This is a genomic window from Streptomyces sp. NPDC024687 (assembly GCF_055559055.1).
In genome coordinates this window covers 186,065-208,322 of sequence record NZ_JBVHLJ010000009.1, presented here as the reverse complement: position 1 = coordinate 208,322, position 22,258 = coordinate 186,065, and the positions used below count along the sequence as shown (strand labels likewise).

At 70.5% G+C, this 22,258-nt stretch carries 19 protein-coding genes and 1 riboswitch; of the genes, 12 read left to right on the top strand and 7 right to left on the bottom strand.

What is annotated here, in order from left to right; translation table 11 throughout:
* Positions 1-14: 14 nt before the first annotated feature.
* The 4 genes from ACZ39I_RS31775 to fahA all read right to left on the bottom strand — a co-directional run bounded on the left by ACZ39I_RS31775 (position 15) and on the right by fahA (position 3,635).
* A complete protein-coding gene (locus ACZ39I_RS31775; RefSeq protein WP_007383981.1) occupies positions 15-242 on the bottom strand; it encodes a 4Fe-4S dicluster domain-containing protein in 228 nt (75 codons plus the stop codon).
* A gap of 32 nt (positions 243-274) precedes the next feature.
* Positions 275-1,060 (bottom strand): GntR family transcriptional regulator, encoded by a 786-nt coding sequence (locus ACZ39I_RS31770; RefSeq protein ID WP_352390667.1) that lies wholly within the window; start codon positions 1,058-1,060, stop codon positions 275-277.
* A 219-nt stretch (positions 1,061-1,279) separates the two neighbouring features.
* A complete protein-coding gene (locus ACZ39I_RS31765; RefSeq protein WP_467248368.1) occupies positions 1,280-2,221 on the bottom strand; it encodes a M56 family metallopeptidase in 942 nt (313 codons plus the stop codon).
* A gap of 178 nt (positions 2,222-2,399) precedes the next feature.
* Complete coding sequence (fahA, locus tag ACZ39I_RS31760) at positions 2,400-3,635, bottom strand: fumarylacetoacetase (RefSeq protein WP_467248367.1); 1,236 nt, start codon at positions 3,633-3,635, stop codon at positions 2,400-2,402.
* Between the two features lie 274 nt (positions 3,636-3,909).
* On the opposite strand from fahA, the gene ACZ39I_RS31755 reads away from it, so the two are divergent.
* From ACZ39I_RS31755 to ACZ39I_RS31745, 3 genes are all read left to right on the top strand, one after another.
* A complete protein-coding gene (locus ACZ39I_RS31755) occupies positions 3,910-5,187 on the top strand; it encodes a carboxylate--amine ligase (RefSeq protein WP_467248365.1) in 1,278 nt (425 codons plus the stop codon).
* Between the two features lie 27 nt (positions 5,188-5,214).
* Positions 5,215-6,417, top strand: coding sequence for an FAD-dependent oxidoreductase (locus ACZ39I_RS31750; RefSeq protein ID WP_467248363.1), 1,203 nt, complete (start codon positions 5,215-5,217; stop codon positions 6,415-6,417).
* A 954-nt stretch (positions 6,418-7,371) separates the two neighbouring features.
* A complete protein-coding gene (locus ACZ39I_RS31745; protein WP_467248362.1) occupies positions 7,372-9,063 on the top strand; it encodes a nuclease/transposase family protein in 1,692 nt (563 codons plus the stop codon).
* Between the two features lie 36 nt (positions 9,064-9,099).
* On the opposite strand, the gene ACZ39I_RS31740 is transcribed toward ACZ39I_RS31745, so the two are convergent.
* Complete coding sequence (locus ACZ39I_RS31740) at positions 9,100-10,248, bottom strand: glycoside hydrolase family 53 protein (protein WP_467248361.1); 1,149 nt, start codon at positions 10,246-10,248, stop codon at positions 9,100-9,102.
* A 391-nt stretch (positions 10,249-10,639) separates the two neighbouring features.
* Here ACZ39I_RS31740 and ACZ39I_RS31735 point away from each other — a divergent pair, with 391 nt between their 5' ends.
* The 5 genes from ACZ39I_RS31735 (at position 10,640) to ACZ39I_RS31715 (ending at position 16,005) form a co-directional block, all read left to right on the top strand.
* Entirely contained in the window at positions 10,640-11,977 is a 1,338-nt protein-coding gene (locus ACZ39I_RS31735; protein WP_467248359.1) for an ABC transporter substrate-binding protein, read from the top strand.
* Complete coding sequence (locus ACZ39I_RS31730) at positions 11,974-12,969, top strand: carbohydrate ABC transporter permease (RefSeq protein WP_467248358.1); 996 nt, start codon at positions 11,974-11,976, stop codon at positions 12,967-12,969. The genes ACZ39I_RS31735 and ACZ39I_RS31730 overlap by 4 nt, the downstream gene beginning before the upstream one ends.
* Positions 12,966-13,829 (top strand): carbohydrate ABC transporter permease, encoded by an 864-nt coding sequence (locus tag ACZ39I_RS31725; RefSeq protein ID WP_403655679.1) that lies wholly within the window; start codon positions 12,966-12,968, stop codon positions 13,827-13,829. Before ACZ39I_RS31730 ends, ACZ39I_RS31725 begins: the two co-directional genes overlap by 4 nt.
* A 30-nt stretch (positions 13,830-13,859) precedes the next feature.
* The gene (locus tag ACZ39I_RS31720; RefSeq protein WP_403655677.1) at positions 13,860-14,888 is read left to right on the top strand and encodes a LacI family DNA-binding transcriptional regulator; all 1,029 of its coding nucleotides are present in this window, start codon (positions 13,860-13,862) and stop codon (positions 14,886-14,888) included.
* 304 nt (positions 14,889-15,192) lie between these two features.
* Positions 15,193-16,005, top strand: coding sequence for an HAD family hydrolase (locus ACZ39I_RS31715; RefSeq protein WP_467248356.1), 813 nt, complete (start codon positions 15,193-15,195; stop codon positions 16,003-16,005).
* A gap of 3 nt (positions 16,006-16,008) precedes the next feature.
* Here ACZ39I_RS31715 and ACZ39I_RS31710 read toward each other — a convergent pair whose 3' ends face one another.
* Positions 16,009-16,491 (bottom strand): transglycosylase SLT domain-containing protein, encoded by a 483-nt coding sequence (locus tag ACZ39I_RS31710; RefSeq protein ID WP_352390655.1) that lies wholly within the window; start codon positions 16,489-16,491, stop codon positions 16,009-16,011.
* 3 nt (positions 16,492-16,494) lie between these two features.
* A riboswitch (cyclic di-AMP (ydaO/yuaA leader) is annotated at positions 16,495-16,669 on the bottom strand.
* A gap of 524 nt (positions 16,670-17,193) precedes the next feature.
* On the opposite strand from ACZ39I_RS31710, the gene ACZ39I_RS31705 reads away from it, so the two are divergent.
* From ACZ39I_RS31705 to ACZ39I_RS31690, 4 genes are all read left to right on the top strand, one after another.
* Positions 17,194-18,204, top strand: a complete 1,011-nt coding sequence (locus tag ACZ39I_RS31705; protein ID WP_467248353.1) for a polyprenyl synthetase family protein — start codon at positions 17,194-17,196, stop codon at positions 18,202-18,204.
* A gap of 259 nt (positions 18,205-18,463) precedes the next feature.
* Complete coding sequence (locus ACZ39I_RS31700; protein WP_467248351.1) at positions 18,464-19,702, top strand: LolA family protein; 1,239 nt, start codon at positions 18,464-18,466, stop codon at positions 19,700-19,702.
* Positions 19,703-19,736: 34 nt separating this feature from the next.
* Positions 19,737-20,735 carry an ABC transporter ATP-binding protein gene (locus ACZ39I_RS31695; protein ID WP_467248349.1) on the top strand — a complete coding sequence of 333 codons (999 nt, stop codon included), beginning with the start codon at positions 19,737-19,739 and terminating at the stop codon, positions 20,733-20,735.
* Complete coding sequence (locus tag ACZ39I_RS31690) at positions 20,722-21,648, top strand: ABC transporter permease (protein ID WP_467248347.1); 927 nt, start codon at positions 20,722-20,724, stop codon at positions 21,646-21,648. The genes ACZ39I_RS31695 and ACZ39I_RS31690 overlap by 14 nt, the downstream gene beginning before the upstream one ends.
* Here the strand turns inward: ACZ39I_RS31690 and ACZ39I_RS31685 are convergent.
* Positions 21,638-22,228, bottom strand: coding sequence for a flavodoxin family protein (locus ACZ39I_RS31685; protein WP_467248345.1), 591 nt, complete (start codon positions 22,226-22,228; stop codon positions 21,638-21,640). The two genes, ACZ39I_RS31690 and ACZ39I_RS31685, sit on opposite strands and share 11 nt — an antisense overlap.
* Between the last annotated feature and the right edge of the window lie 30 nt (positions 22,229-22,258).

Sequence of the window (22,258 nt, the reverse complement as noted above, 5' to 3'; positions counted from 1 at the left end):
GAGTTCTGGGCCTCTCACCGGAGCAGATAGGGCATGTTGACCGTGACGGCTCCGGTGGGACAGCGGGCCGCGCACGGGCCGCAGTACCAGCACTCGTCGACGTGCATGTAGGCCTTGCCGCTGCTGTTGTCGATGGCCAGCGAGTCCAGCGGGCACATGTCCACGCACAGGGTGCAGCCGTCGATGCACTTGGACTCGTCGATGGTCACGGGCACGTCGGCCCGCTGGGGCACCAAGGGCATGGCTGTCTCCAGGAAACGGCTCGGAAAAGAGGTCAGAGGGAGCGGTGCAGCAGGCCGCTCATGGTGATGCGGTCGCCGCGGAAGCGGATGAACTCCAGGTCGACCGGGCGGCCGTCGGCGAGGTGCGTGAGGCGTTCCAGCATCAGGACGGCCGCACCGCGCGGGGCCTCCAGTACGGCGGCGGAGTGCGCGTCCGCGTTCACCGCCTCCAGGGTGATCTCGGCGTGCCCGAGACCCTGGCCGGTGATCGTCTCCAGCAGGCGGAAGACGTCGGTGTTCTCCAGGTCGGCGCCGAGCAGGGCGGTGCCGAGGTCGAGCGGGATGTAGGTGAGGTCGAGGGAGAGGGGCAAGCCGTTCAGGCGGCGCAGACGTTCTATGTAGAGGACGTCGGTGCCGGGATCGACCTGGAGGCGCTGGGCCACCGGGTGCGGAGCGGGGGCGGGGCCCATGGTGCGGACCTCGTTGGTGACCGTCCCGTGTTCGCGCAGGGTTTCCGCGAGGCCCATCAGACGGTCCAGGCCGTGGGGGTATTTCTGGCCGACGACCACGGTGCCGACGCCGGGGAGGCGCTCCACCAGACCTTCCGCGCGGAGCAGGTCCAGGGCTTGGCGGACCGTGTTGCGGGAGGCGCCGTAGTCGGCGGCGAGGGTCGTCTCGTGGGGGAGGGTGCCGCTCTCGAAGCCGCCGGTGAGGACCTGCTGCCGGAGGAGATCGGCGAGTTGCCGCGCCTGGTCCGCACGCAGCCGGCGCCGGGCGCGGGCGGCGACGGTGGTCGCGCCCTGCCCCGCGTGGTCCCGGATACGGTCGGTGGATGGCATGGCTGGAACCATACCGAGCCGGTAGGAAAACCAGTGTTGCCGGATTGTTGCGCCACCTGACGGTGTGACGGATCGGCGCCTGACCTGCGGTTTCAGGTGCGGGACGGTGAGATGTGCCACCTGTGCAGGGCAGTAGGCGAGGGTGAACCTACTCGGGGGCGCGGGGAACTGCGCGCCCAGCCCCCACCGGCCCGCAGTCGAAACACAACCCCACTGCCCCTACGCCAGCGCAGACAACCCGGGCCCAAAAACGATCAGCAACGGCAACAACGGCACCAGCGCAGCCGTCGCAGACGTCAGCGCCCGCTGCCTCCGCAGCAACCGCGGCGGCGGCTCCAGCAACCGGTCCACCCGCTCACCCAGCAACCGATGACTGGAGGCGCACGACAGCACCCCCCGATGCTGATTCAGCTCGATCAGCGCCAGGGCCGTCGTCAGGTGACCGCATCGCCGTGACGCCGTGTCGTCCGCAGCCAGCTCCACCAGCCGGTGCGTCTGGTCGCAGAAGTGGGCAAACAGCGGCACCCGCGGAAACCCGGTGGCCAGTGCCGTCGAGAGGTGGAGCAGCCAGTCGTGGCGGGCCCGCGCGTGCCCGCGCTCGTGGGTGAGGACCGCGTCCAGCTGGTGGTCGGTCAGCCGGTGCAGCGCACCGGTCGTCACGATCAGCTGCGGCGGGCTCCCCGGCATCCACCACGCATCCGGGTACTCGTCCTCCAGCACCAGCAGCGGGCCGCGCGTCACCGCCCCGAGCCCGGCCGGCAGATCCGGCGCGCGCTCGCGCAGATGCTCACGGGCCAGGCCCCGGCGCCGCCGGGCCTCGACCAGTTCACGGGCCAGCATCGCCGTGGTCCACGCGGCCCCGGCCGCCAGCAGGAGAGTCGCGGCGACCGCCCAGAGAGGCGCGGCCGACAGGTCGTACGCCGCGGTCACGGCCGGCGGGGCCGGGGCGAACACATGGTCGCGGACCGTGTGGAAGACGGCCGCCGTGCCCAGCACCAGCGCGGTCAGGCAGGACAGCAGCACCGTGGCGACCAGGCACTGCCACACCCACAGCCCGACCACCGGTTCCCGTTCGGGCCAGGCGGCCCGGGTGAGCGCGCGTGGCACCGGCACGGCGGCCGCCACGGCGACGGTGCTCAGCAGGAGCAGGCAGAGTGTCATGCCACGGGCTCCGCATCCTGATCGGAGACAGGGGAGGTGGGGCTGTGCGGTGGGACTGTGCGGTGAGGCGCTGCAGGGCGGTCGACACGTCGTCCACGTATGCCGCCCGTCGCCAGTATGCCGTGAGCGGACCTCCCGCGGCAGGACTCGAACAGCTCCGGACACCTCACACGACACCTCACACGTCCCCGGACACCACCCGTCCCACCACATCCCCCAGGCCGACCCGGACCCCGCCGGGACCGGGAGCCCACGCCGACAGCGTCACCACGTCCCCGTCCTCGAGGAACGTCCGCTTGCCGTCGGGGAGTTCCAGCGCGTCCCGTCCGTTCCAGGTCAGCTCGAGGAGCGACCCCCGCTCGTTCGCCGAGGGCCCGCTCACCGTGCCCGAGCCGTACAGGTCGCCCGTCCTGAGCGAGGCCCCGTTCACCGTCATGTGCGCCAACTGCTGGGCCGCCGTCCAGTACATGGTGGAAAACGGCGGCTCCGACACCACGTGGCCGTTGATCGCGACGGAAATCCGCAGGTCGTAGCCGCCCGGCTCCACGTCGGCAGCGGTGTCGTCCAGATACGGCAGCAGGTCATGGGTCCGCTCCGGCGGCGCCACCCGGGCCTCCTCCAGCGCGTCCAGCGGGGTGATCCACGCCGACACCGAGGTGGCGAAGGACTTGCCGAGGAACGGGCCGAGGGGGACGTACTCCCAGGCCTGGATGTCCCGCGCGGACCAGTCGTTGAGCAGGCACAGCCCGAAGACGTGCTCCCGGAAGTCACCGAGCCCGACCGGCCGGCCCAGCTCCGAGGGCGTCCCGACCACGAAGCCGACCTCCGCCTCGATGTCCAGCCGCACGGACGGCCCGAAGACGGGAGCCGCGTCGGCAGGGGCCTTCCGCTGCCCTGAAGGCCGTACGACATCCGTGCCCGACACCACCACCGTGCCCGCGCGGCCGTGGTAACCGATCGGCAGGTGCTTCCAGTTGGGGGTCAGGGAGTCGGCGGCGTCGGGGCGGAAGATCTGGCCGACGTTTCGCGCGTGGTTCTCGGAGGCGTAGAAGTCGACGTAGTCCGCGACCTCGAAGGGGAGGTGGAGGTCGACCGAGGACAGCGGGTGGAAGAAGCCCGCGATCGCCTCCTGGTGCGCCGGCACCGTCACCCACGCGGTCAGCGCGCGCCGCACGTCCGACCAGGCCGTGCGGCCGGCGGCGAGGAGCGCGTCCAGGGAGGGCCGGGCGAGCAGGGAAACGTACGGCGAGCCGAGGGCCGCGGCGGCCGCGCCCGCGTCGAGGACCTGGTCGCCGAGCCGGACGCCGACGGTCCGGTCGGCCGAACCCGACGGCGAGAAGACGCCGTAGGGAAGATTGTGCGGGCCGAAGGGGTCGCCCTCGGGCACGTCGAAGGGGCCAACGAAGGGGGGCATGGGGTGCTGCCTCACTCTCGCGCGTGCCGTACCGGCCAGGTGGTCGGGGCACACGGTGCGGTCCGGGTGGTCGCGCCACACGTTACGGCCGAGTCGCCGGTCACGGGAGTGCCCAAAGGGCTGGCGATGTGGCTAAAGAGTTAGCAATGTCCCGTTAAGGGGCGGTCGGAGGCTTCCATTCCGGCTTAGCGTCCTTTGCGAGCACGGACGGGATGGGTGGGATCGCGTCCGTGGGGGGACGCGTGGGGGGACCGTGGCCAGGAGCGCGAGCAGGGTGCCATTCGAGGCCGACCGTGAGGTACCGGCCCTGATCGTCAAGTTCGGCGACTACCCGCTGCACCACGGCGGAGTCGGCGCGATCCGCAGTCTGGGCCGCCTCGGCGTGCCCATGTACGCCATCACGGAGGACCGTTACACACCCGCGGCCGCCTCCCGGTACCTCACGCGCGCGTTCGTCTGGCCGACGACCGGCACCGAGGACCCCGGCCGGCTGGTCGAGGGACTGATCCGGATCGGGCGTCGCATCGGCCGCCCCGCCGTGCTCGTGCCGACCGACGAGGAGGCGGCGGTCCTGATCGCCGAGCACCAGCGCGACCTCTTCGGCCGGTTCCTCTTCCCGCGCGTGGAGCCCTCCCTCACCCGCCGGCTGGCCAGCAAACAGGGCCTGCACGAACTGTGCGCGGAGCACGGCATCGCGAGCCCGCAGGCCGCCTTCCCGCAGTCGTACGACGACATCGTGGCCTTCGCCGAGAAGGCCCGCTTCCCGGTGGTGGCCAAGAACCGCGAGGCGTTCGTACGGCGCCGACGGCCCGCGGTGAACGGCACCACGCGCATCACCACCCGTGAGCGGCTGCTCGCCCTCGCCCGTGACTGGGGCGAGCGGCCCGGGGTGATCCTCCAGGAGTACCTGCCACGAGAGGAGGCCGAGGACTGGATCGTGCACGCCTACTTCGACGCCAACTCCACCCCGCTGGCCCTGTTCACCGGCGTCAAGGTGCGCTCCTGGCCGCCGCACGCGGGGATGACCGCCAACGCGTACGTCGTCGACAACCCGGAACTCGCGGACCTCGCCGCACGTTTCGTCAAACAGATCGGCTACACCGGCGTCATCGACCTCGACCTGCGCTTCGACCGGCGCGACGGTCAGTACAAACTGCTCGACTTCAACCCCCGCATGGGCGCCCAGTTCCGGCTCTTCGAGAGCGAGTCGGGGGTGGACGTCGTCCGCGCCATGCACCTGGACCTCACCGGGCGGGCCGTTCCGGAGGGGGAACAGCGGGCCGGTCACCGCTATGTGGTGGAGAACATCGACCTGCCCGCCCTGCTCGCCTACCGCCGCAGCGGCTATACGACGCCGCACGCGCCGAAGCGGCCCAGCGGGACCGAGCTGGCATGGTTCGCGGGTGACGACCCGCTGCCGTTCCTCACCATGCTCGGGCGCTTCGTGCGGCCCGGCGCGAGGCACCTCTATCAGCTGTGGCGGGCCAACCGCCCTGGCAGCACGACCAGTTGTACAGCGGACCAGTTGAACAGCGGCACCACCACGAAGTGACGAAGTGACGTCCTGGGGAGGGACTTCGTGATCCAACCGGTAGCAGTCATCGGCGCCGGGCCCTTCGGCCTGTCGACCGCCGCCCATCTGCGGGCGCGCGGCATTCCCGTGCGCGTCTTCGGCGACCCCATGGTCAGCTGGCGCGACCACATGCCCGCGGGCATGCTCCTCAAATCGACCCCGGCCGCCTCCAACCTCGACGCGCCCCAGCCCGGGCACACCCTCGTCGACTACTGCGACGCGGCGGGGATCCCCCGGCTGGTGACGGACCAGGACATCGTCCCCGTCGAGACCTTCATCACCTACGGCCAGTGGTTCCAGCAGAAGCTGGTGCCCGGGCTGGAACAGGTGCGGGTGGTGTCCGTGGACCGCGGCGAGCGGGGGGACTTCCAGCTCAAGCTCGACTCGGGGGAGTCGTTCACCGCGCGGGCGGTCGTCGTCGCCACCGGTCTGTCCGGGCTCTCCCACCTGCCGCGGGAACTGGCCGCCGCCCTGCCCGACGGACCGGCGCCCACCGGCCCGGTCTCCCACAGCTCCCAGCACCACGACCTCACCCGCTACGCCGGCAAGGAGCTGATCGTCGTCGGCGCCGGGCAGTCCGCGCTGGAGACGGCCGTCCTCGCGGCGGAGGCGGGCGCCCGGGTCAGGGTGGTCGCCCGCGGCCGCGGCCGCGTGGCCTTCGGCGCACCGCCGTGGAAGCAGCCGAGGCTGCGCCCCGAGTCGCCCTTCGGCCGGGCCTGGTCGCTGTGGGCCCTGACCTACTACCCGCACCCCTACCGCCGCCTCCCGGCCGGCGCCCGCCACTACCTGGTCCGACGGGTCCTCGGCCCGCTCGGCGCGTGGTGGCTGCGCGACCGCTTCGAGGGCAAGGTCCAGGTCACCGAGGTGGACCGGATCCTCAAGGCGGACATGTCACGGGGGCACCCGAGCCTGGAGGTCCGCACCGACGCCGGGACCATGGACCGCCTCGCCGCCGACCACATCATCGCGGCCACCGGCTACCGCGTGGACCTCGCCGCGATGGACTTCCTCGGGCACGAACTGCGCACCGCCCTCGCGGTCAGCCGGGGCACGCCCAGGCTCGGCGCCGGATACGTCTCCTCCGTACCGGGCCTGTACTTCACCGGCCTCCCGGCGGCGGCGTCCTACGGCCCGGTGATGCGCTTCGTGTGCGGCACGGAGTTCGCCTCCCCGAGGCTGGCCCACCACTTGGCGGGGGCCCATGGGTAGGTTCTGTCCGGCGGTCCGTGGTAACGGCCTGTCGGGTGATCCGCGTTGGCGTTGTGTCCGGGGGGCCGGGGGGACGTCATGTCTGGCGGTCCGCGCTGGCGTCGCGTCTGGCGGTCCGCGCTGGCGTTGTGTCCGAGCGCTATGCCAACGCGGTGTCCGGCGGTCCGTGGTGACGAGGTGTCCTGCGGTCTGCGCTGACGTCGTGTCCGCGGCCCATGCCGACGCTGTGTCCGGCGGACTACGCCGACCTGGCGGGGTGAGGTCGGACTGTGCCGACTTGGCGGGGCGCGGGCGGGACCGTGCCGACGTCGCGAGGTCCGGGCGGCCCGTCCCGACCGCCGCGGGGTCCGGACGCACCACGCCAACATCGCGGGGCCCGGGCGGCCCATCCTGACGCCGCCGGGCTGGCACACCCCGGGGTCCGACACGCCGCGGGGCCCAGCACTCCCCGGGGGTCCGGCACACCCCGAGTCCGGCACGCCCGGCCCCGGCGTCGTTGACGTCACCCCGGCCCGCGCTGGCGGGCCCCCGCGCCGGAGGGCCCCCGCGCCGGAGGCTCCCCTCGCCCGGCCTCACGACGTGCACGCGGCCTTCAGTCGGTCGGCCGCCGCGTCGATCCTGGCGGAGTCGGGGTCGGTGTCTCCGTTGAGGACGGACCTGTTGTAGTCCTCGATCGCCTTGTCGAGGTCCTTGACGGTCTGGTCGACCTCGCTGTCGCCCGAGTCGTCCCTTGTTGATCTCGTCGATGTTCTTGTCGATCGTGGCGATCGATTCGTCGGTCTTCGAGGGGTTGGGAGCTGTTGCCGCTGCACTTAGCAGAAGTGACTTCTGGTGATCGTGGGTGAGTGCCTGTACTGGACATCTGCGCGCCAGAAGGGTCTGCCGGCGGGGGTGTGCTGCCTGCGCTTTCGGGAGGGAACGCGAGTTCGCGGGTCGAATGGGTGACCTTTGCGGATGCTGCTCGTTGACTGCCGTGGACGGGGATCTCCGGCAGAGGGCGGGGTGTTACGGGTGGGCGGGTTGCGGGAGGTGGCGGCGTCGTTCGTGGTGCCTGGCCCGGCCGGGGTGGCGGTCCGGGACCGGCTGCGGGTGTCGGATGCGGACGCGGCGGTGCTGGCCGAGGTCGGTGTCTACTTGGGTTCGCTGGCGGCCGGTGATCTCGCGGAGCGCTCCCGGCAGGGGCCGGCACATGATGCGGCGTCCTGGGCGGTGCGCAAGCGGGAGCTGACGGGGAGGTCGTCGGCTCGGTGGGCGGGCAGTATCACCAAGGCCACCCATGACCAGTGGGCGCTGGCCCGGCGCGGGCAGGGCGCCCACATGGCCTGGCTGCGGAGACAGATCGACTCCATCGAGGCGCGGCTGGCCCGGCCGCTCGGTGCCAAGGCCGACAAACCGGCAGGGCTGGCGCGCGGGTATGCCTCGCGGGGCGAGTGGCATGCCAAATCCCGCCGCCTGCAGACCCCCAAGGACCGGCTGGCGGTGGTGGAGGCGGACTGGGCGGTGGGCCGGGCGCGGGTGGTGCGTGGCGGCAAACGCCTCGCGAACACCCGCCATCACCTGGACGCGGCGGGGCTGGACGCGCGGGCGTGGCGGGAGCGGTGGCGGGCGGCGCGGATGTTCCTGGCCGCTGACGGGGAAACGGGCAAACGCTTCGGCAACGAGACGATCCGTGTCACCGACACCGGACAGGTCTCCCTCAGGCTCCCGGCCCCACTGGCCCACCTGGCGAACGCCCCGCACGGCCGCTACGTCCTCGACGCGCCGGTGGCGTTCCGGCACCGCGGGCAGGAGTGGCTGGACCGGATCACCGTCAACCGGGCGGTGGCCTACCGCATCCACCACGACCCGGTACGCGCGCGCTGGTACATCACCGCATCCTGGCAGCGCGCCGCCGCTCCCGTCCTGCCGCTTCAGGCGGCGCTGGCGGGGGGCGTGGTGGGGGTGGACATGAACGACGACCACCTCGCCGCCTGGCAGTTGGATGTGCACGGCAACCCGGTCGGCGAACCGCAGCGGTTCTTCTACGACCTGACCGGCAGCACCCAGCACCGGGACGCGCAGATCCGGCACACCCTCACCAGGCTGCTCCATTACACCCGGCGTTGCGGGGCGTCCGCGATCGCGATCGAGGACCTCGACTTCACCGAGGGCACCAGCCGCGAGAAGCACGGCCGCAACAAGCGTTTCCGCCGCCTCATCTCCCGCTTCCCCACCGCGAAGCTCAAAGCCCGCCTCGTCTCGATGGCCGCCGAACAGAACATCGCCGTCGTGGCGGTCGACCCCGCCTACACCAGCCGCTGGGGCGCCCAGCACTGGGAGCAGCCTCTCATCACGACAATCCGCAAGGTTTCCCGGCACGATGCGGCGAGCATCGCGATCGGGCGACGCGCCCTCGGACATCCGATCAGGCGACGGACGACACCGCCCCCGCCCCACCAGAGTGATGGTGCGGGGCATCGGACCGTCCAGGACCGACCGGACACCCGCAGGCGTGAGGAAACCCGCCCCCACCTTCCCGGACCGCGCACCGGATGCGCGCCGCCGGGCCGTGGAGCGAAAGCGGGCGACCAGGGTGCCCACCACCGTTCGGGACACCCGGCTGAGCATGGGTCCTGGCAACAGGACTCACTCCCGCTCAGTCTTTAGGAACGGTGTACCGCACTACACCCCGCACCCGGTGGACTAGGACCGATACCGCCCCAGCGTCCGCAACCCCGGCAGCGCCCTGTCCTGGAAGTCGAACAGCGCCAGGTTCTCCCAGGCGTTGCCCGAGGACGGGTCCGCCGGGTCCCAGCCGTCGCCCGCGCGGTAGGTCCACAGACCCTCCCAGTAGCAGTAGCCGAGACCCTGCCCGCCCGGCACACCGGCCGCGAGGTCGGCCACCGTGCGCACCCAGGCGGCCTGGCCCTCGGGCGTCGCCGGGTAGCCCTCGGTCAGCTGCGAGGGGCTGTTCATGATGTCGTTGACGTCGTCCTCGCTCTCCAGCGTGAACGGGTACGCCGTCTCGGCGATCACGCACGGCTTGCCGTAACGCGCGGTGACGTCGGCCATGTTGGCGGCCGCGTCCGCTATCGGGCCGTGCCAGAAGGGGTAGTAGGAGAGCCCGATGATGTCGAAGTCGACGCCGTACGACACCACGTTGTCGAACCACCAGCGGTACAGCCCGTTGTCGCCGCCGTTCGCCAGGTGCAGGATCGTGCGGACGCGCGGGGTGGTGTCGCGGGCCGCGCTCAGACCGGCCTTGAGGAAGGCGGTCATGTTGTCGAAGTGCTCCCAGTTGCCCTCGGGCCAGATCAGGCCGCCGTTCAACTCGTTGCCGATCTGCACCAGCTGAGCCGGGGTGCCCTGCCGCTTCAGTGCGCCGAGGACGTCGGCCGTGTGGTCGTAGACCGCCCTGGTCAGGCCCGCCACGTCCAGGCCCGCCCAGGCGGCCGGCTTGGTCTGGTGGGCGGGGTCGGCCCAGCTGTCGGAGTAGTGGAAGTCGATCCAGATGCCGACCCCGGCCCGCTTGAGGCGGCGGGCCAGCGGCAGGATGTGCGCCTTGTTGTTGTAACCGTCGGCCGGGTTCACCCACACCTTGAGGCGGGCGTGGGTGACGCCGGCCTGCGCGAGGAGGCGGACCGGGTCCTGCCGGTGGCCCTCGGCGGTGCGGTACACGGCGCCGTGGTCCTCGTTCTTCGGCAGCGAGGAGATGTCGATGCCCCGGATCTCCAGCCGGTTCCGGCCGCCCGCCGAAGCGGCGGCGGGCGCCGCCACGGCCGGTGCCGCCCCCAGTACGGGAACGGCCAGCGCGGCCGCTCCGGCAGCGGTGAGAACACTGCGTCTGCGCATCTCAAAGGGTCCTTTCGCGGACGGTCACGGGGTCACCGGCTCTGCGGTGACCTCAGCGGCCGGGGGGAGGCCCGAGGGCGGGCCGGGGGACGGATCGGGGAACGGGGTGAGGGGAGCCGGCGAAACGCCGGACGACCAAGGAAAACCCTCATTTTCTGTGATCGTGCACAGCTCCCCCGACGCTCCCCTCACCCCTGTCATCGGCGGGCAACAAGTAGGTAACCCCACGCTTCCGCCATTGACAAGGGGCCGAAACAATTCTCTACTGTGCACGATCACAGAGCCGCGCGGCCCTCGCGCACAGCCTCTCGGTCACGTCCGCAGAACCTCCCCCCACGGCGGTTGCCGCGTACGCGGATGTCCGAGACCGGCTGGTTCCAAGTCAGGGGAGATGAAGATGTCGATCAACCGCCGCCAGATCAGCAGGCGCAGCATCCTTGCCGGGGCCACAGCCCTCGGCCTCACGAGCACCCTCGCCGCCTGCGGCGGTAGCGACGACAAGGACTCCGGCGACAGCAGCGGGCCCGTCAAGCTGACCTACTGGTCGTGGGCGCCGAACATGGAGAAGGTCGCCGCGATCTGGAACAAGAAGAACCCGGACATCACGGTCACCGTGTCCAAGCAGGCCAGCGGTCAGGAGATCCTGTCCAAGCTGATCACCGCGAAGAAGGCCGGCAACGCCCCCGACCTCATGCAGGTCGAGTACCAGTCGCTGCCCACCCTGGTCTCCAACGACGTCCTCGCCGACATCTCCAAGTACGCCGGTGACACCAAGTCCGAGTTCGCCGAGGGTCTGTGGGGCATGGTCACCCTCGGCTCGGACGCGCTCTACGCGATCCCGCAGGACTCCGGTCCGCTGATGTTCTACTACCGCGAGGACCTCTTCAAGAAGCACGGACTGACCGTCCCGAAGACCTGGACGGAGTTCGCCGAGACCGCCCGCGCCGCCAAGAAGGCAGTCCCGGACGCCTACTTGACCACCTTCTCCGCCAACGACCCCGGTCTGTTCGCGGGCCTCGCCCAGCAGGCCGGCGGCAAGTGGTGGACCGTCGACTCGGCCGGCAAGTGGACCGTCGGCATCGACGACGCCGCCACCAAGCAGGTCGCCGAGTTCTGGGGCGGGCTCGTGCAGGAGGGCGTCATCGACAACCAGCCGATGTACACCCCGGCCTGGAACAACGCCCTCAACAAGGGCACCCACCTGGCCTGGGTCTCGGCCGTCTGGGCGCCCGGGGTGCTGGTCTCCTCCGCGCCTGACACCAAGGGCAAGTGGCGCATGGCTCCGCTGCCGCAGTGGAAGTCGGGCGAGAACGTCACCGGCAGCTGGGGCGGTTCCTCCACCGGCGTCTCCACCGACTCCAAGCACGCCGAGGCCGCCGCCAAGTTCGCCGACTGGCTGAACACCGACCCGGAGGCCCTTGCCGCCCTGGTCAAGGAGGTCGCGATCTACCCGGCCGCCACGAAGGGCCAGTCCGGGGACGTCCTGACCACGCCGGAGTTCTTCTCCAACCAGGCGGACTTCTACACGACGGCCGGCGAGATCGCCGCGACCACCGCCGCCGCGGCCTGGGGCCCCAACGTCAACACGGCCTACACCACCTTCCAGGACGCCTTCGGCAAGGCCACCAAGGCGAAGAAGGAGTCCCAGTTCGACTCCGCCCTCGCCACCATGCAGTCGAAGACCTTCGGCGACATGAAGAAGCAGGGCTTCGAGGTGACCGAGGCATGACCAGCGCTCCGCTCAAGGGCTCCGACCTCATCGAGGCCGGGCCCTTGGCGGACGGCACCGGCACCGCCCCGTCCGTCCGCCCCAGCCGCCCCCGCCGCCGTGGCCGCAGCGCACCGTACTGGTTCCTGGTGCCCACCCTGACCCTGTTCGCCGCTTTCACCGTCGTGCCCATCGGGTACGCGATCTGGCTGAGCCTGCACAAGGTCCGGGTCAAGGGCATCGGCCTCGGCAAGGGCGCCCGCGAGCAGGTGTGGAACGGCATCGGCAACTACACCGACGTCCTGAACGACTCCGAGTTCGGCCACAGCGTGCTGCGCGCCTTCGGATACGGCCTCATCGTCATCCCGACCATGCTGGGCCTCGCGCTGCTGTTCGCGCTGATGCTGGACACCCCGAAGGCACGCAGTGCGTCCTTCGCCCGCCTGATGATCTTCCTGCCGTACGCGGTGCCGGGCATCATTGCCGCCCTCATGTGGGGCTTCCTGTACCTGCCGGACGTCAGCCCCTTCTACTACCTGCTGGACAAGATCGGCCTCCCGCAGCCCGACCTGTTCGACGGCGGCAACCTGTACCTCTCCTTCGCCAACATCGCGGTCTGGGGCGGCACCGGCTTCAACATGATCGTCATCTACACCGCCCTCAGGGCCATCCCGGCGGACATCTACGAGGCGGCCAGGATCGACGGCGCGACCAATCTGAGCATCGCCCTGAAGATCAAGATCCCGATCGTGATGCCCTCCCTGGTGCTCACCTTCTTCTTCTCCGTGATCGCCACCCTCCAGGTCTTCACCGAGCCGATGGCCCTCAAGCCGCTCACCAACGGCCTGCCCAGCTCGTGGAGTCCCCTTATGGCCATCTACGACAAGGCCTTCCTCCAGTCCGACATCTACGGTGCCTCCGCCACCGCGGTCGTCCTGGCCCTGGCCACGTTCGTCCTCTCCTTCACCCTGCTGCGCATCTCCGACCGCTACACCCGGGAGGACCGGGCATGACCCCCCTCACCCTCACCGCCAGGCCCAAGGGCGGCCGCACCGCCTGGGTGCCCACGATCGTGCTGATCCTCGGCGCGCTGTACTGCCTGATCCCCATCGCCTGGGTGGTCGTCGCGGCGACCAAGGACCGGTCGGAGCTCTTCTCCACCTTCACCCTCGCCCCCGGCACCGGCCTCTTCCAGAACCTGAGCGACCTCACCGCCTACCGCGACGGCATCTTCTGGCGCTGGATGGCCAACTCGGCCTTCTACGCCGGTCTCGGCGCCCTGCTCTCCGCCGCGGTCTCCGCCGCGGGCGGCTACGCGCTCGGCCGCTACAGCTTCCGCGGCCGTGAGGCCGTCTTCAAGATGATCCTGGCCGGCGTCCTGGTGCCGTCCATCGTGCTGGCCGTACCGCAGTACCTGCTGCTGTCGAAACTCGGCATGGCCGACTCGTACTGGTCGATGCTGCTGCCGTCGATCCTGTCGCCGTACGGCGTCTACCTGGTCCGCATCTACGCCGCCGCGTCCGTGCCCGCCGAGCTCATGGAGGCCGCCCGCATGGACGGCGCCAGCGAGTGGAGGATCTTCTCGCGGATCGCCGTACCGATGATGATGCCCGGGCTGATCACCGTGTTCCTCTTCCAGTTCGTCGGCATCTGGAACAACTTCCTGCTGCCCTTCGTCATGTTGGCCGACGACGAGAAGTTTCCGATCACCCTCGGCCTGTACACGCTGCTCGCCCAGGGCGCCTCGCAGCCCGCGCTCTACACCCTGGTCATCACCGGATGTCTGCTGGCGATCCTGCCGCTGATCGGGCTCTTCCTGGTGATCCAGCGGTTCTGGTCGCTGGACCTGATGAGCGGCGCGGTCAAGGCCTGAGGCCCCGGACCACTTTCACGAACGAGGAACATGACCACCAGCGCGAACGGACGCCGCAAGCCACCGACCATCCACGACGTGGCCCGGGAGGCGGGCGTCTCGCGGGGCACCGTCTCCCGCTTCCTGAACGGCGGCCACTACGTCTCGCCCGCCGCCCGGCGGGCGGTCGAGGCCGCCGTCAGGAAGACCGGCTACGTGGTCAACCGGCATGCCCGCAGCCTCAGTACGGGCCGGTCGGACTCGGTGGCGTTCCTGCTGACCGAGCCGCAGGAGAAGTTCTTCGAGGACCCCAACTTCAACATCCTGCTGCGCGGTTGCACCGAGCGGCTCGCCCAGCACGACATCCCGTTGCTGCTGATGCTGGCCGAGAGCGACGACGACCGGCGCCGGCTGACCCGGTACATCACCTCGGGTCACGTCGACGGGGTGCTGCTGCTCTCCAACCACAGCGGTGACCCGGTCGCGGCCGAACTGCACCACGCGGGGATCCCGTTGGTGGTCTGCGGCAAGCCGATAGGGCGGGGGACCAAGGTGAGTTACGTGGCCGCCGCCGACCGGGAGGGTGCGCAGGACATGGTCCGCCATCTCCTCGCGGGCGGCCGCCGCCGCATCGGCATGGTCACCGGACCGCTGGACATGCCGGGCGGCCCCGACCGCCTCGGCGGCTACCGGGACGTGCTCGCCGAGGCGGGCCTGCCCTACGACCCGGCGCTCGTCGTCGAGGGCGACTTCCGGCGCAGCGGCGGTGAACGGGCGGCCCGCCGTCTGCTGGCCCAGGCCCCGGACCTGGACGCGGTGTTCGTCGCCTCGGACCTCATGGCCCTCGGGGTCGTGGGCGTCCTTCAGCAGGCCGGGCGTTCGGTCCCGGAGGACATCGCTGTCGGCGGCTTCGACGACTCCCCGGCGGCCACCGCCATCACCCCCGCCCTCACCACCATGCGCCAGCCCTTCGACCGCATCAGCGCCGAGATGGTCCGCATGCTGCTGGCCCAGATCGCGGGCGAGGACACCGCCGGAGTGATCCTCCCTACGGAACTGGTGGTCCGGGACTCCGCGTAGCGCTCCGCCGAGGCGCGGTGCGGTGGCGGGCCCGCACGACGCAGGTGGGGGCGAGGCGAGGCATGGTGACGCGGCGCACGGCGGCCCGGCCGTTGCGCACCGCTCCCTGTCCACCCGCCGCGTCAACAGGGCTGAGCCGCAACGGACATGCCCGGGCCCGGCCTGCCCGGTCTCGTGGCGCATACCGGCGGGTCGTCCCGCGCCGCCGCACCCCCGGAACCGGAACTGCCGTCAACGGATGTGAAAGCAGGAGCCGTCCGGTTCGCGTCGAGTCGCGGGGGCCAACCATCCGTATTCTCTGATCATGGCCGCCTCCACCGCATATTCACTCATCGCCACCGACCTGGACGGCACGCTGCTCCGCGCCGACGACACCGTCTCGGACCGGTCGCTGGCCGCGCTCGCGAGGGTGGCGGAGAGTGGGGCCCGGCATCTCGTCGTGACGGGACGGCCGGCGCCCAGAGTGCGGTCCCTGCTCGACGAAGTCGGCAGCACGGGGCTCGCGGTGTGCGGACAGGGCGCGCAGGTGTACGACGCCGGCGCGGACCGTCTGCTCTGGTCGATGACCCTGGACCGGGAGCTGGCCGAGACCGCGCTCGGCAAGATCGAGGCCGAGGTCGGGCAGGTGTACGCGGCCGTGGACCAGGACGGTGTCGAGGGGCTCACGCTCATCGAACCGGGCTATCTGATGCCCCACCCGACCCTGCCCGCCGTACGGGTCGGCCGGCGCGACGACCTGTGGTGCGAGCCGATCAGCAAGGTGCTGCTGCGCCACCCGTACCTGTCCGACGACGAGTTGGCGGTCACGGCGCGGTCGGTGGTGAGCTCGCTGGCGACGGTCACCATGTCGGGGCCCGGGACCGTCGAACTCCAGCCATGCGGCGTCACCAAGGCGACCGGCCTCGCGCTGGCCGCCCGGCACCTGGGTCTGGGCCCCGAGGTGACGATCGCCTTCGGGGACATGCCCAACGACATCCCCATGTTCGACTGGGCGGCCCGTGGCGTGGCGATGGCCAACGCCCACCCCGATCTCAGGGGCGTGGCCGACGAGGTGACACTGTCGAACGAGGACGACGGCGTCGCCGTCGTCCTCGAAAGACTGTTCCGTGACGCCTAGTTCCTAGTACGCGCCGAACACGTTGTCGATGGACCCGTACCGCTGGGCCGCGTAGTTGCAGGCCGCGGTGATGTTCGCCACCGGGTCGTACGGGTCCCACGAGGTGTTGGCCACGTGGTACGCGTTGAAGGTCGGGTCGATCACCTGGAGCAGGCCCTTGGAGGGCGTGCCGGCCGCCGCGTTGGAGTCCCAGAGGTTGATGGCGTAGGGGTTGCCGGAGGACTCGCGGATGACGTTGCGGTAGATGCCGTCGTAGGAGCCGGGAATCCCGTGCTCCGCCATGACGGCGAGGGAGGCCCGGATCCAGCCGTCGAGGGTGTTGGAGTAGCCGAGCGTGCTGGCGGTCTGCACGGTCGGGGTGGCCGCGGACGCGGTGGTGGCGCCGATGAGGGGGAGCGCGAGTACGGCGGCCCCGGTGCCGGCGACGGCGAGCTTGCGGACGAGACGGCTGGTGCGAGTACGTCGGTGCTGAGCGGCAGCGGACATGGTGAAGTTCCTCTCCGTCGCCTGCGAGGTGAGCTGTCGGGTTCGGGCGGGAGATGCCCGGCCACGCCTACGAAAGGCGCGACTTCACCCCAAGCCGTGCCGGTATGTCCGAAGACGCCCGGTCCGGCGGTCAACCTGGTTCCCCCGCTCCTGCCATGGTTCTCGGTGGGTGTACGGGCGGTGGCAGGATTCGGCGTCCGCCCGACAGGCCGGGAACGTATGCGAGAGCACATGTCCGGAACAAGTGGCGAATTCACATGAGGTGCCTATTGACCTTGGTAAGAGGCATTTGAGGTACTTGATCCTTTGCGTTCGCCAAGCCTCAACTCGCGCACCGGCAAAGGCGGATCGGTGGATTCCGGTTTCATGCCGGTTCGCCCGCATGAGTGGGTCAAGTCACACTGGAGCGCAAGAGGTGCAAAAGGGGCAAGAAGCCTCAACTCGTGTTCAACCGGCGGCCCGTGGGATTCACTGCCCCCGCGTCCGTCCCGCGATGGCGGCCGATTCCGTACAAGTCGGTAGATATTTGCTCTTATCAGATGATCGGAAACATACCGGCCGTGATCCGATACCGCCTGGCATGGACGGGGCGGGCGCTATCGGTGATCCAAAGGTGACCGGATACGCTGACTTGAGTGATGGCAGCGACCTATCGACATTCCGTGTGACCGCCAGTAGACACCAGCAGACAGGAGACCCCTCGTGACCGTCGTCGGGCCGTTCGGGCTGAGCGTGCGGGACCAGGCTCTGGAAGCCGATGTCCAGGCCGGATTGGCGGCTGTCGAGGAGGGACTGCTCGAGGCCACCAAGAGCGAGGTCCCCTTCATCACGGAGGCCGCCCAGCACCTGGTGCGAGCGGGTGGAAAGCGGTTTCGGCCGCTGCTCGTGATGCTCGCCGCCCAGTTCGGTGACCCCTATGCGCCGGGCCTGGTGCCGTCCGCCGTGGTGGTGGAGCTGACCCACCTCGCGACCCTGTACCACGACGACGTCATGGACGAGGCCGAGGTCAGGCGGGGTGTCGACAGCGCCAACACCCGCTGGGGCAACTCGGTGGCCGTGCTGACGGGCGACTTCCTCTTCGCCCGCGCCTCGCACATCCTGGCCGACCTCGGGCCCGAGGCGGTCCGGGTGCAGTCGGAGGCGTTCGAGCGCCTGGTCACCGGCCAGATCCTGGAGACGGCCGGGCCGCAGGACGGCCGTGATCCGGTGGAGCACTACCTCGACGTGCTCGGCGGCAAGACGGGCTCCCTGGTCGCGGTCTCGTGCCGCTTCGGGGCCATGATGTCGGGCGCCGACGAGACCGTCGTGGACGTCCTGACCCAGTACGGCGAGCGCCTCGGTGTCGCCTTCCAGCTCGCCGACGACGTGCTGGACATCGCCTCCGACTCCCGCGAGTCCGGCAAGACGCCGGGCACCGACCTGCGCGAGGGCATCCCCACGATGCCCGTGCTGCGGCTGCGGGAGCGGGCCGCCCGGCTCGGCCTTGCCGAGGACATCGCCCTGTGCGAGCTGCTCGACTCCGACCTCGCGGACGACGCCCGGCACGCGGAGGCGCTGGCGGCCCTGCGCACGCACCCCGCGCTGGAGCAGGCCCGCCGGGACACCGTGCGCTACGCGCAGGACGCGCGCGCGGCCCTGGCGCCGCTGCGGGAGTGCGACGCGAAGGCGGCGCTGATGGAGCTGTGCGACGCGGTGGTGCATCGCGCGGGCTAGCGCCGGCCGTCCGGCCGTCCGGCTGTCCGGCTGTCCGGCAGAGCGAACGCCCCCTACGGGTCGTAGGGGGCGTCGGCATGTCGTGTCATACCCCAGGTGTACACGGAGTTGGCTCCGAGGTCTGACGCATTCTCATGGCCGATTTGGTCAGATGGACATCACGGAAAACACCACTCCTCACCGATTCGGGTGAGAATGGCGGCTACGGGTGGATGCATGGGAGTGGACAGCCGCCGCCGACGACGGAGGTAAGGCACACATGGCACCGTACGAATCCGACGACAGCGTGACCGCCGCGGACGCCGAAGAGTTGCGTTCCGCGCGCCGGCGCAAGGCCGCGCGGTACGTCGTACCGGCCACGGTGGTGGGAGTCGCGGCGGCGACCATCGGGCTGGTCCCGGCGCTCGCCGACTCCGGCGACCCCGACCTGCCGAAGATCAGCGCACAGGAACTCATCGAGAAGATCGCCGCGTCGGACGTGCAGCAGCTGTCCGGCACCGTGAAGATCACCACCGATCTCGGTCTGCCGGACCTCGGCGGCCTGGAGAGCTCGCTCGGCTCCGCCGCCGGGCCTTCCGGCTCGGGCGACGGCTCGTCCGCCGACCCCACCACCAAGCTCACCGAACTCGCCTCCGGCACGCACACACTGCGCGTCGCGGCCGACGGCGAGGACAGGCAGAAGGTCTCGCTGCTGGAGAACGCGGCGGAGTACAGCCTCATCCACAACGGCAAGGACGTCTGGGGCTACGACAGCAAGTCCAACTCGGTCTTCCACACCACGGCCTCCGAGAGCGGGGGCAAGCAGAAGGAAGAGCTCCCGGCCACACCCAAGGACCTCGCCGAGGACGCCCTCAAGGCCGCCGACAAGACCACGTCGGTGACTGTGGAGGGCACCGCGCAGGTCGCGGGCCGGGACGCCTACCGCCTGGTCATCAAGCCCAAGGACGACGGCTCGACGGTCGGTCAGATCACCGTGGCCGTGGACTCCAAGACCGGGCTGCCGCTGAAGTTCACGCTGACGCCGGCGAGCGGCGGCGCGGCCGTCGTGGACGCGGGCTTCACCCAGGTCAGCTTCACCAGGCCGGCCGCCTCGACCTTCGACTTCACCCCGCCGAAGGGGGCGAAGGTCGAGGAGGGCGACGCCACGAAGGCGCCCGAGCACCGAGAGGGCCTGCGCAAGGGCCCGGGTGACAGCCCCGGCAAGGGTTCCGACGATCTCGGCAAGGGCGGCCCCGAGGGGCTGAACGTCATCGGGGACGGCTGGGACTCCATAGCCACCTTCGACACCGGCGGCCAGGGCGTCCCGTCCGGCTCCGAGGTCGGCGGTGACGTCGGCGGCTTCCTGGATTCGCTCGGCGACAAGGTCTCCGGCAAGTTCGGTCAGGGCACCGTCTTCAAGACCCGCCTGATCAACGCCCTGATCACCGACGACGGCAAGGTCTACGTCGGCGCGGTCACCAAGGACGCCCTGGTGAAGGCGGCCGACGCGGGGAAGTAGCTCCCCCGCGGAGCACGACGAATCGAGGGAGCCGATGGACCAGCCGTCCGCCACGGAGCCGGACCCGGAGGGGGCGGACGAGCCCGCTTCGGAGGGTGTGGGTGACAGCGTCATCCACACCCGGGCCCTCACCAAGCGCTTCCGCGGCGGACAGCTCGCCGTGGACGGTCTCGACCTGACCGTCCCGGCGGGCAGTGTCTTCGGCTTCCTCGGCCCGAACGGCTCGGGCAAGACCACCACCATCCGCATGCTGATGGGCCTCATCGAACCGACCTCCGGCTCGGCGCGCGTCCTCGGCCGGCCCATGCCGCGCGCCTCCCGGACCGTCCTCCCGCACGTCGGCGCGCTCATCGAGGGCCCGGCCCTCTACGGCTTCCTCTCCGGCCGCGACAACCTCGTCCGCTACGACGCCGCCGACCCGACCGCCGACCCGCGCACCCGGAACGCGCGCGTGGCGGCCGCCCTGGACCGGGTGGGCCTGGCGGCCGCCGCCAGCAAGAAGGCGAAGGCGTACTCACTGGGCATGAAACAGCGCCTCGGGCTGGCCGCGGCCCTCCTGCAGCCCCGCAGACTCCTGGTCCTGGACGAACCGACCAACGGCCTGGACCCGCAGGGCATGCGCGAGATCCGTTCCCTGGTGCGGGAGCTGGCCTCGGACGGCACCACCGTCTTCCTCTCCTCCCACCTCCTCGACGAGATCGAGCAGGTCTGCACCCATGCGGCGGTGATGGCCCAGGGACGCCTGATCACCCAGGGTTCGGTGGCGGAGCTGGCGGCGGGGGCGAGGGGGAGGCTGGTGGTGACGACGCCGGACACGGCGGACGCGGCGAGGGTGCTGAAGGAGCAGGGCGTCGGTGATGTGGTCATCGCCGAGGACCGGGTGACATCCGATCCTCCTGATCGCGACCTGGCGGAGATCAACGCGGCACTGGTGGGGGCAGGTGTACGAGTACGAGGCTTCGCGATGGAACGAGCCTCCCTGGAGGACGCATTCGTGGCGCTGACAGGGGAGGGCTTCGATGTCGCAGGCTGAGGAAAACAAGGGCCGCGGGGCCGTAACAATTGCGGCTCCGCCACGCGGGCGCGACCGGCCCCCACAAGCCGCAGGCCGCCGTACGACCTTCCGCGCCACCCTCTTCCGCAACGAACTCCACGTCACGTTCCGCCGCTGGCGCACCCTCGCCCTGCTGGCCGTACTCGCAGCGGTCCCCATCCTCGTGGGCATCGCGGTGAAGATCGAGACCGGCGACGGCGACGCGGCCGGCGGTGGCGGAGGCCCCGCGTTCATCTCCCAGATCACCAACAACGGCCTCTTCCTCGTCTTCACCGCCCTCGCCGCGACCCTCCCCTTCTTCCTCCCGATGTCCATCGGCGTCATCGCGGGCGACGCGATCGCCGGCGAGGCCAACGCGGGCACCCTCCGCTATCTGCTGGTCGCCCCGGCGGGCCGCACCCGGCTGCTGCTGACCAAGTACGCGACGGTGATGGCGTTCTGCCTGGTCGCCACCCTCGTGGTCGCCCTCTCGGCGCTGACGGTGGGGGCCGTCCTCTTCTCGCTCGGCGATCTGACGACGATCTCCGGGACCCAGATCACCTTCGGCGAGGGCCTGGGAAGAGCCCTGCTGATCGCCCTGGTGGTGGCCGCGTCACTGACCGGCGTGGCGGCCCTCGGCCTGTTCGTCTCGACGCTCACGAACAGCGGCATCGCGGCGATGGCCACGACGGTCGGCCTGCTGATCACGGTCCAGATCCTCGACCAGATACCCCAACTGCACGCTCTGCAGCCGTACTTCTTCTCCCACTACTGGCTCTCCTTCGCCGACCTCATGCGTGAGCCGGTCTACTGGGACGACCTGGTGAAGAACCTGGGCCTCCAGGCGCTGTACGCGGCGGTGTTCGGCTCGGCCGCGTGGGCGAGGTTCATGGCGAAGGACATCACGGCGTGAGCTGCTCGTAGGGGAACCGCGCGAGCGGAGCCTCCTGGTCGAAGAAGGTCTTCGCCCGGGCGAGGGCATCGGTGTCCCGCAGGACGTCACCGGGCTTGCTGCCGTTGCCGAGGAGCACCCCGCCGAAGCGCATCCCCAGGTACGCGGCCGAGTTGTTGAGGGTGCCGATCAGCGGGTCGGCGACCTCGAACTCCTCGTGCGCCAACGCGGTGACACCCCACAGCGTGCGCCCCGCCATGGTCGCCTTGAACTCGACGCCCGGTGTGCGCAGCCAGCCCGACCAGTAGTCGAGGTAGCGCTTGACGTGCGCGGAGACCGAGTACCAGTACAGCGGAGAGGCGATCACGATGTCCGTCGCCGCGAGCGTCGCGTCGAAGAGCAGTGCCGTGTGACCGATCGTCGGCCGCACATGGTCCGTGTCGTGCCGGAGATCCTCGAAGTCGGGCAGCGGATGCTCCGCGAGGTCGATCCACTGCTGCTCGACATCAGGGGGAAGCTGCTCGGCGGCCCGGCGGGCCAGCAGTTCGGTGTTGCCGTCGCTGCGACTGCTGCCGAGCACGAACAGGAAACGGCGCGTCATGGAGATCTCCCGGCTGATCGGCGTACGGTG